Origin of the sequence: Bacillus sp. AFS077874 (genome assembly GCF_002566505.1) — a bacterium.
Classification (GTDB): Bacteria; Bacillota; Bacilli; order Bacillales; family Bacillaceae_G; genus Gottfriedia.
Genome location: NZ_NUYF01000012.1, coordinates 30,174 through 42,485 on the forward strand (window position 1 = coordinate 30,174; position 12,312 = coordinate 42,485).

7 protein-coding genes and 3 pseudogenes are annotated in these 12,312 nt (G+C 37.6%); all 10 read left to right on the top strand.

The features are described from left to right. Positions 1-173: 173 nt before the first annotated feature. The 10 genes and pseudogenes from COJ46_RS12915 to COJ46_RS12960 all read left to right on the top strand — a co-directional run bounded on the left by COJ46_RS12915 (position 174) and on the right by COJ46_RS12960 (position 12,248). Entirely contained in the window at positions 174-4,301 is a 4,128-nt protein-coding gene (locus tag COJ46_RS12915) for a S8 family serine peptidase (protein WP_097976086.1), read from the top strand. Between the two features lie 835 nt (positions 4,302-5,136). Next, a complete protein-coding gene (locus tag COJ46_RS12920; protein ID WP_097976084.1) occupies positions 5,137-5,343 on the top strand; it encodes a hypothetical protein in 207 nt (68 codons plus the stop codon). A gap of 672 nt (positions 5,344-6,015) precedes the next feature. Beyond that, a complete protein-coding gene (gene bioW / locus COJ46_RS12925; RefSeq protein WP_098565997.1) occupies positions 6,016-6,792 on the top strand; it encodes a 6-carboxyhexanoate--CoA ligase in 777 nt (258 codons plus the stop codon). Continuing rightward, positions 6,782-6,871, top strand: a pseudogene (locus tag COJ46_RS25005) (hypothetical protein); the annotation flags it as partial. The gene bioW and the pseudogene COJ46_RS25005, both read left to right, overlap by 11 nt. Positions 6,872-6,896: 25 nt before the next feature. Continuing rightward, a complete protein-coding gene (gene bioF, locus COJ46_RS12930) occupies positions 6,897-8,069 on the top strand; it encodes an 8-amino-7-oxononanoate synthase (RefSeq protein WP_098565998.1) in 1,173 nt (390 codons plus the stop codon). Between the two features lie 71 nt (positions 8,070-8,140). Continuing rightward, positions 8,141-8,362 (top strand): annotated as a pseudogene (locus COJ46_RS12935) (biotin synthase BioB); the annotation flags it as partial. Positions 8,363-8,454: 92 nt separating this feature from the next. Continuing rightward, a complete protein-coding gene (locus tag COJ46_RS12940) occupies positions 8,455-9,654 on the top strand; it encodes a cytochrome P450 (protein ID WP_097976078.1) in 1,200 nt (399 codons plus the stop codon). A 31-nt stretch (positions 9,655-9,685) separates the two neighbouring features. Next, positions 9,686-10,891 (top strand): annotated as a pseudogene (locus tag COJ46_RS12950) (IS3 family transposase); the annotation flags it as partial. A 222-nt stretch (positions 10,892-11,113) separates the two neighbouring features. Then, a complete protein-coding gene (locus COJ46_RS12955) occupies positions 11,114-11,407 on the top strand; it encodes a DUF3784 domain-containing protein (RefSeq protein ID WP_286145512.1) in 294 nt (97 codons plus the stop codon). Between the two features lie 196 nt (positions 11,408-11,603). Beyond that, positions 11,604-12,248: a formylglycine-generating enzyme family protein gene (locus COJ46_RS12960; protein WP_176522532.1), complete on the top strand. Its 645-nt coding sequence runs from the start codon at positions 11,604-11,606 to the stop codon at positions 12,246-12,248. Positions 12,249-12,312 lie beyond the last annotated feature (64 nt).

Sequence of the window (12,312 nt, forward strand, 5' to 3'; positions counted from 1 at the left end):
GATTAGATTTTTCTTTTAAAGACTTATCGAAAGGGGGAATTCATGAAGGGCTGTTGTGCAACTGAAAAATTAAATTAATAGAAAATCGAACTTGATAGAATTTATTAAACATTTATATTCTATCAACCTTCTATACAAGAAGGTAACTAATACAATAAGAGGGAGAGCGAAACATGAGAAAGAAGTTTATAAAGAGCACTGCGATTTTGGCGCTTAGTACAGGAGTTCTTCTTAATTCCTTGCCAAACAATAGTAATAATGCCGCTGCCGCTTTCAGCACAAAGTCTACAGCTTCAATTGAACAAGTATTGTCAAACCTCACGCCCGCCGAGCGGCTTGCGATTAGACAGCTGAAAACGAGTGATCAGGGGGGGCTTCAATTATCTCCTGAGGTAGATCCAAAAAGTGAGGCTGTTGTTTCTGTCATTGTTGAATTTAAGGACAAGCCCGCAAAAACTGCAGTGTTAGAAGCGCAATCCGAAGGCAAATCCCTTCCTTTATCTGAAGCAAAACAAAAGGTAGATGCTGCACATGAAACATTTCAAAACGATTTGAAAACGATTTTTAAAAAGGAGCTAAAAGAAAAAAAAGATCCTTACACACTCAAGCGTGTATTTAAGTATTCCTTTAACGGGGTTGCTATGACACTTCCTGCCAACAAGGCAGAAGAGTTGCTTCAATCCGGGGTAGTAAAGACGGTTTGGAGTGATATGCAAGTACAAGTAGAACCACCGGTAGAAAAACAAGAGTTGAACCAGCAAGCAAATACACATACAAGAGTGACATTTCCTGGCATCCAAAAGCTTCATGAAGAAGGATATACAGGAAAAGGCGTCAAAATAGGCATTCTCGACACCGGAATTGACTACAACCATCCTGATTTACACGATGCATACAAAGGCGGATATGATTTTGTAGATAACGATAATGACCCGATGGAAACAACATACGATGATTGGAAGAAAGCAGGAGAGCCAGAGACCGGCGGAACATATTATACCGAGCATGGTACACATGTCGCGGGAATTATTGCAGGACAAGGAAAGAACAACACGGATTATGCAGTGGAAGGCGTTGCACCGGGTGCTGACATTTACGCCTATCGTGTTCTAGGTCCATACGGTTCCGGTTCGACATCAGCAATTTTGGCGGGCATCGATAAAGCGGTGGCAGACGGTATGGATATTATTAGTATGTCCCTTGGCACCTCTTACAACGATCCATTGTACGTAGAAAATATCGCGGTTAACAACGCTGTTCTTGCGGGGGTCACAACGGTTGTAGCGGCCGGTAACGCCGGTGAGGGTATGTATACACTCGCTTCTCCGGGTACGTCTCCTTTGGCAATCACAGTCGGAGCGAACGATGTTTCGGAGAACATCACGACATTTAAGGGAACCATCGACACAGTATCTGCGGATATGCACCTTCTGGCACAGAACTACACAGATAACATCCCGGCTTTGAAAGGTCAAACACTTCCTGTCGTAGATGTGGGTTTTGGGGGAACGTCCGATTATAACGGGAAGGATGTAAAAGGGAAAATTGTCCTCGTAAGCCGAGGCTCGTATGGGATAAATGATAAAGTCAGGTATGCGAAGCAGAACGGCGCTGCTGCCATACTTATGTATAACAACAATACCACAGAAGGATATCTACCGTTTTTTCTGGGAGAAGGAATGGACTTCATCCCGGCGTTCAATCTCACGAATGCCGATGGATTGGCTCTTCAGGCAAAAGTGAAAGCAGGATATACAAATTTCACTTTTGGGGAAATGGGTCAGATGCAAACGAAAGGGAATACGTTGGCAAATTTCAGCTCCCGCGGTCCGTCCCGAGTGTTGTATGATATCAAGCCGGAAGTAACTGCACCTGGAGTTGCCGTATACTCTACTGTACCGTCTTATGTACACGGACCCGATCAAATCGGGAACTATCAATACGCTTACGAGCGCTTATCCGGCACGTCTATGGCGACTCCGAACGTTTCCGGCGTGGCAGCGCTGTTATTACAAGCAAATCCGAAGGCCACACCAGCCGAGGTGAAGGAAAAATTGATGAACACGGCCGATCCGTTAGACGGGCATTATAGCGTATTTGAAGTTGGGGCTGGACAAGTTGATCCGTACGAAGCGGTTCATTCTCAAACACGAATCGAAGTACTCGATAAAACGGAAGGGATATATAATAAAAAAGGAAATCTAAAAAACATAAAGGAGGAAACGGGAGCAATAAGCTTCGGTACATTTGCCCCAGATGGAAAAAATGTACAAGACAAACGTTCTCTAGATATCTATAACACCAGTAAACTAGCAAAAACGTTCGATGTAAAGGTACAGTTCCAGACCGCCCGAAGAGGTTCAAAGGATGCTGCGGCAAATGGAGTTCAAATCTTAACAGATAAGACAATTACAGTAAAGGAAAATTCGAAACAGAATACAAATGTTTTGATTGACGTTCCGAAGGAAGCAGCATTAGGCACGTATGAGGGGTATATCACGTACACAAACAAAGATAATCCGGAAGAAACATACCAAGTTCCGTTTGCCATTCATACAGTGGAAGAAGGGATTGATCATATCGCGGTAGCTCCGCCTGCCTTTACGACAGCGGTTGAAGCAGGCTATAACGGAATAAGATGGTCAGTCGGTCTCATCTTCCAATTAAAATCCCATATGCGTACAATGGATGTATTCCTTGTGGATCCGAAAACGAACCAGGAAATAGGATTCCTTGGCACAATGGACGGTATTGGTGCGGATGAGAATGTTGAATATTACTTAAGAGGTGCAATGAATGAGGGTCTTTATTATCCGTTAACAGGAAATCCGGATCACCCAATTGCGTATGATCATGAACAAACTGAACCAGGATTGTACAAAATCAGGCTCGTAGGGACAAATGATCAAGGGAAAACCTTTACCTCAGATGCACCGGTTTATTATAGCGTTACACAGCCAAAACTCAATCTTAACGTAGACTCTGGTGTATATGAATATAACCCGGATCAACCAACGATAACACTAACAGGTTCTGTTTACGATCCAGATATAGAAAAAATGAAAGCTGGCGGTATGAATGTGTCTCAAGCCAATAATAAATTTGTCTATATGTTGCCTGGTAGAGGCGGGACAGTATCCGTTCCATTAGACGAAAACGGTAACTTTACGACACAATTCAAAGCGAATACAAATATGCAACCGCTCCAAGTTTCCATGTATGCAGAAAACATGGCAACAGTACGAGCTATTGATAGCTATAAATTTGTAAACTTCGTGAAACAGGGCACGCCGTATGGAACAGCTATTGCCGATAAAAAGACAGTAAAAGCTGGTGATACGGTGACGGTTACCCTTGCGATGAACAATATGACAAACATGAAGCAAGCAGAGTATTCCTTTTTAGATCAAACTATATCCAAAGGCGCCGTACTGGTAAGTATCAAACCGCACCCTACATTGGAGGGTAAATTGGATATTCAGACAGTGAGTAAGGATCTAGACGGAACTGGACAGTTTATGGAAAGGAAGATTACTGCGACTTTAACTGACGAGGCAGCACAAACAGGAGTATCCGGAAAAGTTCCAATGGTAGATATCACATACAAAGTGAAAGATGATGCTGCTAAAGATTTACTATCTTTAGAAGAATTAAATGTATCGTACACAAATACAGATGATACGACGAACTCCACATTTGGTATCGGTGTGCCTTATCTTGTGGAACGAAATTACTCCTTTATGAAATCGTGGGTCTATGCGGAAGCATTTACGCTTCTCCCTCTTGATGAGCCAGCAAGGTTAAATTATGTAAAGGCGGGCGCAAAGGTCAAAGTGACAGATGAAACAGGGAAAGAATATCCAAACACGTTTGGAAGTGAAAGGTGGATGTTTCCTTCTTCGTTATCATCTAATCTGCCGCTAACGGATAAACCATTTACACTAGAAGTAGATATGCCGGGGCATTTCACTGTAAAGAAAACCTTTAGGATTGGATTGAAAGAAGATGGTGAAGTTAAACCTTACTCGAAAGCACTCTATTATGACTATGCTCCTGCAGGAGATGTGAACAAAGATAATGTGATCGATATTCATGATGCGCTATCCATTCAAGCCAATTGGAAAACAAACAATCGTGAGTCCGACATCAATTTTGATGGTGTTGTAGATGAGAAAGATATGCAGTATGTGGTGAATAATTACTTAATGCAAAACCCATGGTTGCTTGAAAAGGCTCCAAAACCAGAAAAGAAATACAAGGGGAAAACATTGAATGATGTGTTACACGAGGTAGGAATGTAACCAAATGATTCAGGGATTGTCATATGGTTAAAACTAGCCACAAATTAAACAATGAGAAGAGCGAATCGCTCTCCGATTTCTTATAGGATTCTCATTCCAAACAGATTAAGAAAATTAAAGGATACCCAAAGGGAAAGACGATACCCGAGACTTCATTCTTATTGAGTTAATCGAAGAAAATTTTTGCGGAAAGATTTTACACTAAATAGACCCTACTAGCTTGTAATTATCCCCTTGTAGTAGACAGTTAAAAGAAGGTGCTGTACTGTCAACTACAAGGGGGATTTTTTATGGGGAAAATTAATCATGAATATGCACCCTACCTCATAATGAATTAATACTGTTCGATTGCACATAAATTGCACAGACTTATTAGAAACTATTGAAATAAAGGAATAACAATGAATAAAATTTCACACCCGCTTGATTTACTAGACTCAATGGAACTAAAATATACATAAATACTGAATTATAATGCTACGCTGTAATTGACAGGGTAGGGGTAGCTGGTTCAAGTCCAGTTGGGATCATACGATTAAGGAAGCTCAAACCTAAGTTTATCAAGGGTTTGGGCTTTTTCTTTGTTTTCAGTTACTTCCATTTTTTGTAATGAATAATATTCATTGTACAAATACTGAGTCCGGATGCATGGATGGTATCGCCCACCGTTTCGACATTCGATAATGACAGCCACTCTCCATCACGGTTCCAAGGACGTTTTGGATCATTCATTGTCGGTGAAAGGATCCATTAGGCACAAATATATCCTTCTATTAAAACTTCTGTTACGTATCGCGCACTTCCAAATGCACCGGTGGTAAAGTTTACGCTCAAATTGGAGAATACGGGTGAGAAGGATTTCAATGGTTATTTCCAATACCTGCTTGATCCAGACAGTGCAGATGATACAGCTTTTGTTCGAGGAATTACGAATACAAATCCCGGTTTTTTGACTTCAGGATGGATTGGAAATTATATATATGACGGTCCGAAAGCTGCCATCTCCAGCCCTGCTCATGGAATTGCTTGGACAAAGGACTAGCCATCAGGATTAAGTGCCTTTGGATATATCTTCGGAGCATCGTTTGATGCTAGCATGAAAGCGGCGAAAAACGTACTAAACTTGTATCATATTACGGACTATCCTGCCGACAGAAGCAATCCTGCAGCAAATATCGCTAAATGGGCAAATGAACTTGATTCTATTGATCCGGATGCTGCGCATTGAACTGAGCTAGATAATTGAACAAGTAAAATATTAAAAACATTATGAATAAGGAATTATAAAAAAGGAACGTATTTTGAATTAAGAAATACGTTCCTTTTTTCATAATCTCAAGGAATGTATTGTTAATCTATCAATTTTACGGCGGCTTTGAAATTGCATAGCTGTTTAAGTAATCAAAGGAAATATGATTTTTCAGAAAGGATTGAAATAATATTATTGACAAACTATGTATGTAATTTTAACATTACATTTGTTAACCATCTACTAATAATTGGTTAACATTACATTTGTTAACCATCTACTAATAATTGGTTAACAATAAAAAAGATAATCAAAAATTGAATCTTTATGCTTTACGAAAGCTCTATTAGAAAGTGTTCTATAGTTTGCTCATGATGCAAATAACAAAAGAAAGTTTTATAAAAAAACCCCCGCATTAAATTTATAAGATTATTAAACGATACCAAGGTTTGGAGAGTAACGTGTATGATTGATGAAAACTTATTTAGTGTTAGAATGAGAGCCTCCAAGAATGGGGCACATGAAAATGGTGGTAAACATATATCTGGTGGCGAACTAATTTCAACTTACGACAATTTAAAAAGTGCAGTAATTGTCCTATTAGAGAAAGCTTTAACACATTCAAGAGGCAAACCGGACTTTTTTCAGATCCAGTTTGAATTAATTGATGAACCGATCTCAAAATTGAGGCCATTACATGTTAAGACAAATGAAGTGGGCTCCGTAGAAGAAGGACAAATAATCGCTCAGAGTCTTTTAGAACAAGCAGGTGTTCCAAAAGAGAGCATTAAAAAAGCATACCAACAAATATATGAATATATGAATCTTAGAGGGGCAATCTTGTTTGATATCCGAACTGGAAAACGAATTGATGATTTGAACGAAAAAGGTGTTCGGGTTTCAAGAATGGACTGGGGAACCATGGATTTTGAAAAGTGGGCTGACTTCTACACAATACCTCGAAGTCAAAGAGTGAAGGAGGCGCTTGTTCTTGCAACAAAGGTGAATAGGCATCACTCAACTATCGCAGAATTATGTTGGTCAGATGATCCTGAATACATAACAGGTTATGTTGCAAGTAAAAAGCTGGGCTATCAGAGAATTACGATGTTAAAAAAATATGGTGATGAACGCGGATGCCGAATCTTTTTTGTGGATGGTTCAAGCCATCTACAATCATACATAGACTACTTAGAAAAAAAGCCAATCATCGTTCAATGGGAGGAAGAAAATGCAACATGAGTTAATTGAAAAAAATAAAAAACATACTTGGTTACCGTTCACACAAATGAAAGATTATGACGAAAATCCTTCCATCATTGTGTTCACAAATGAGGTGACAAAGGTTGGAACTTGATGAATGGCTAAACCAACGAATACTTAATACAAAAGAGTCTGGTTTATATCGAATATTACGAACTATGAATTCGACCCCACTTTCTAATATGTTGATTGGTGGTCAAAGGCAAATTGTATTTTCATCTAATAACTATTTAGGCCTGTCGAATAATCCCAGCTTAGTTCATGCCATAGAAACGAACCTTCATGATTTTGGAGTAGGGAGTAGTGGATCAAGATTAACGACAGGCAATACGGTTTGGCATCAAAGGCTTGAGGAGAAACTTGCCTCTTTTAAGCAAACGGAAAAGGCTCTGCTTTTTTCAAGTGGTTATTTGGCAAACGTTGGTGTGTTATCATCTATACCAGAAAAAGGGGATATTATTTTAAGTGATCAATTAAACCATGCAAGTATTATTGATGGATGCCGTCTATCAAATGCGACTACTATTGTTTATAACCATATCGATATGAGTGATCTTGAGGAAAAATTGAAAGGGATTTCTTCCTGTCAGCGACGTTTTATCATAACAGATGGTGTTTTTAGTATGGATGGGACAATTGCCCCTCTTGATCAGATCATTCCACTTGCAAAAAAATATCATGCCTTCGTCATTGTTGATGATGCGCACGCAACAGGTGTTTTAGGGGAAAATGGTAGAGGAACGAGTGAATATTTCGGAATCCATCCAGATGTGGTCATCGGAACTTTAAGTAAAGCTATTGGGACCGAAGGCGGATTCGTAGCTGGTTCACCCGTATTAATTGATTTTCTCATAAACCATGCAAGAACCTTTATTTTTCAAACCGCTTTACCGCCGGCAGTCTGTGCAGCTTCTTATGCCGCATTGGAAATAATTGAGGAAAGTTATTCAAAACGCCAGCTGTTATTTTCCAATGTAAAAAAAATAAAAGCTAGTTTAATAGAAATGGGATATATCGTGAAGGGAGATTTGACACCGATTATTCCAGTAATTATAGGAGATGCCAAAGAGGCGCTAATTTTTGCAGAAAAGCTACTGGAAAATGGAATTTTTGCTCCTGCGATTCGTCCGCCAACTGTACCAATTGGGGAAAGCCGTATCAGGCTAACTGTCACCTCCGAACATTCCTCGGAAGAAATAAATTATCTGTTGGATTGTTTCTACAGAATAGGAAAAGAGGTAAACATGATAAAATGAACGGTTTATTTGTAACAAGAACTGATACAAATGTTGGCAAAACGACTATATTTAGCGGATTTGCATTGGTTTTAAAAGAGAAAACATTATTTCGCTCTATCAATCAAACCAAAGAAATTCGAATTTCAGGAGGACGCGAAGTTAAACTCCGTTCCTTATAGCCACTAGGTCTATATGCAGACAACTCTATCTTCGTTGGCGATTATTTAACAACTGCTGGGCAAGAAGAAAATGAGGATTACAAAATGTTACGTGACTTAGGATTTGTAGTGGAATCAGTAGAAGAAATGTAAGCCAGTTTAGCATTAGAAAATTAAAAAGTTTGATAGATTATTCAAATATGCAGCAATCAAAATTGATAGTAATTCTTTTTAGGGAGGCTAACATGAAAACGGAATACCAAGCATTTTCTTTTATTACTAATGAGTTTTTTCAAAACCCTTATCCATTTTATGAGAATCTTCGATCCATGAATTCAATCTATCGGGGAAATCTTTTAAAGTATCCAGGCTGGTATGTGACAGGATATGAAGAAGCTATAACCATTCTCAAAGATTCTCGATTTAAAAATCGCATCCCATTGCCAGCGACCTCAAAAAAATATGATTTTTTAAAAAACATTCAAAATGACATGATGCTTTTTAAGAATCAATCAGACCATAAGCGGCTGCGTTTCCTAGTTAGTAACGTATTTACACCTAGGATGGTGGAACATCTTCGTCCTTATATTGAAGAAACGGTATACGATTTATTGCAACAGTTTCAAAATCAGAAAACATTGGATATAGTTTCCGATTTAGCATTTCCTTTAGCAAGTCTCATTATTGCGAGAATAATAGGGATACCTCAACAGGATATATATCAATTTAAAAAGTGGGCGGAAGGCTTAATTCAAAGTATTGATTTTACCCGTTCAGGAAAGACGTTAGAAAGCGGGAATGCTATTACAATAGTCTTAAGAGATTATTTTAATGAATTGATTAAAAAACGAAAACATAGCCCTGAAGATGATCTTATCAGCAGGTTAACTATGGAAGAGCAGCAAGGGGACAGTTTATCAGATGAGGAATTATTAGCAACCTGCATTCTACTTGTTATTGCCGGCCACGAGACAACAGTTAATCTTATAAGCAATTCGGTTTTTACTTTATTAAAACATCCGAATCAAATGATAGAGCTCAAGGAAAACCCAGTTTTAATTGAACAAGCTGTTGAAGAGTGTTTGCGTTATGAGAGTCCAACACAGATGATCGCTCGGGTAGCTACCGAAGATATTGAAATTGATAATGCATCTATAAAAAAAGGGAATCAGATTTATGTCCTAATAGGAGCGGCCAATCGAGATCCGCATAAATTTCATGATCCTCATCTATTCGACATTACCAGGAGTCCTTGTCAACATCTAGCATTTGGATATGGTACTCATTTTTGTTTAGGTTCCTCCTTGGCACGTTTAGAAGCACAAATTGCGATTAAAACACTCCTTAATTGGAAAGAAGTTCATCTGTTAGATTCTACTGAGTTGCAGTGGCGAAGACTTATTGGGTTTAGGTCCTTAAAAGAACTCCGAATAATATTTGACTGAGCAAGAACTTACATAATTGGTTTGGTGACCTGGAAAATTGCCTAGACAGATCTTTGAGGAAAATAGATTTGACGTTGAAATCATAGGTATTACTAGAATTAATAGGGCTGCCAATAGATGGCGTACATCATATAATGATTCTGGAGTTCTTGGACTTCGTGATACGCGTAAAGCCAACTCTGGGAGACCAACTAATAAAGAGCTCACTTTAGAAGAAAAAAACGCTAAATTAGAAGCTCAAATCCAACTATTAAAAGCTGAAAATGAATTGCTAAAAAAGCTAGACATGCTGGAAAGGGGGATGAAGGTAATAGAGTAAAAGTACCAACTGAACAAAAATTTCTTTTAATTCGTTCAGTGATCGAAAAGTTTAACTTTAAAAAATATGATAAGCTTTCTATGCAAAATTTCAGGAGTCTCACGTTCAGGTTATTATATTTACTTCTCTTTTAGAGCTTCCGAAAGAAGAACACAATTTGAAAATAAAGACTCAAAAATAAAAGAAAATATCCTTAAAGCTATCAAATTTAAAAAACGTAAAAAAGGTGCTCGACAAATTAAAATGACACTACAGAAGATCTTCAATATTATATATAACTTGAAGCGTATTCGAAGAATTATGAAGAAGTATAAGATTATCTGTCCAATTAGAAAGGCTAATCCTTATAAGAAGATGTTAAAAGCTACACAAGAACACTCTGTATTACCAAACTTACTAAACCGTAAATTTAAACAGGGTATCCCAGGTAAAGCTCTTCTTACAGATATTACCTATCTTTATTACGGAAACGGGCATAAGGCATATTTATCTACTATTTTAGATAGTTCCACAAATGAAATACTTGCCTATAATGTTTCCAATAGACTTACTTTGGATTTAGCGACAGATATTTTATTGAAGTTAAAAAGAAACAGGCGTGTCATATTAACAGAAGATGCTTTTATTCACTCTGATCAAGGCTCACATTATACCAGCCCTACTTTTCAGAAACACGTTAAAAAATTTGGGTTAAAACAATCTATGTCTAGGAGAGGGAATTGTTGGGATAACGCTCTTCAAGAGTCTTTTTTTGGTCATTTCAAAGATGAGGCAAATATAAAACAGTGTAATACTTTACAAGAACTTAAGAAGGAAATAAGAAATTATATGCCTTACTATAATAATTATAGATATCAATGGAATTTAAAGAAGATGAGTCCTGTAGAATACAGAAATCATCTTCTTTGTGTGGCATAACCTTTTTTCAATGACCTTTACAAAGGGTATATTTTAATTTAACTGGTTGACCTTATAATACGAACGAATGCGTTAGTTGAAGATCAAAGTCACAGTTGTGGCTCTTTTTTTTGAAGAAATTAACGATAAACGGATAAAAAGGGTTCAATTATTTTTTGTGGAATATATTAAGTTACAGAATTGGAAATAAATCCCAGTGTGGAAAGGATATGTCCTCTGGAGGTGTTACTATTGGATTACAGTTTATTAGTTATTGGAATAGTGCTTTTAATGGTGTCTTACTTAGTAGCTGTGAAAAAACAAACTTGGTTGTTAGCAGGTTTTAATGAAAAAATGATTAAAAACAAATCCATGTTAGGTACAGTAACTGGTGCTGGCTTTTTTCTACCACTAAGCTTGTTAGTAATAATAAATAGTTTTATCAACTATCCTTATGAGAAAACGGTTCTTATAACGATAATGTTAATTTTATTAACCATTGTGTACCTTTTTATTAATAGAAAGTTACTTGATTAATCCAATTTAGCGTTTGTTGAATAACGAATATGCTGCTACGCAGTCTTTATTATTTTAATAACGGATTTTTATCTTCAAAAAACCAACGTAATTTTTGAATGATTTTATGGTTCTTAACGAGGTGATTTTTTTAAGTCATGATCATTAGGAGGAAGGCTAAGTGTCAAATCAAATTAAGAGTTATATTGACTATCAAATGGTAAAAATTCCAGGGGGAGATATAGAGTTAAGAGACGATAGAATAAAAAGTAAATGGAAAACTGAAATAAGACCATTTCTTCTTGCCCAGTTTCCTGTAACTATGGGTATATACAATACTATAACAAATAAATCACTCAATACTTTTGACAGAGATCTAAAACCAGTTGTGAATATTTCTTGGAATGATGCAATTTCTTTTTGTAATCTACTTTCACAGAAAGCAGGACTGAAAGAGTGTTATTTTATAAGTTATGATGGCGAAAGGATTTTTTGTGATTGGGAATCAGATGGCTATAGACTTCCTACAGAAGCAGAGTGGCAATATGCGTGTAAAGCAGGGACCAATGGTTATAGATACGGTGAACTTGATAAAATTGCTTGGTACAGTGTAAATTCTGGAGATAAAATCCATGAAGTAGGAAGAAAGGAACCGAATGCATGGGGTCTGTATGATATGATAGGAAATGTTTGGGAGTGGTGTTGGGATTTATATGATGAAAAAGTCTATGGGTCCTACCGAATTTTTCGAGGTGGTAGCTGGGCAGAAGTAGCTAGAGGTTGTGGCGCATCATGTCGTCGTCGTAGCCATCCGTCATTTTGCATAGACGATCTTGGATTCCGTCTTGCCCGGTCTTTTTAAATTCCTCAATGGATGGGACAGATATTTAGTCAATGCTTAAACTATCTTATTCAACTAAAGCAAT

Coding starts and splice junctions, on each gene's coding strand:
- COJ46_RS12915 (WP_097976086.1), top strand. CDS start 174: ATGAGAAAGAAGTTTATAAAGAGCACTGCGATTTTGGCGCTTAGTACA.
- bioW (WP_098565997.1), top strand. CDS start 6,016: ATGATTGATGAAAACTTATTTAGTGTTAGAATGAGAGCCTCCAAGAAT.
- COJ46_RS12940 (WP_097976078.1), top strand. CDS start 8,455: ATGAAAACGGAATACCAAGCATTTTCTTTTATTACTAATGAGTTTTTT.
- COJ46_RS12960 (WP_176522532.1), top strand. CDS start 11,604: ATGGTAAAAATTCCAGGGGGAGATATAGAGTTAAGAGACGATAGAATA.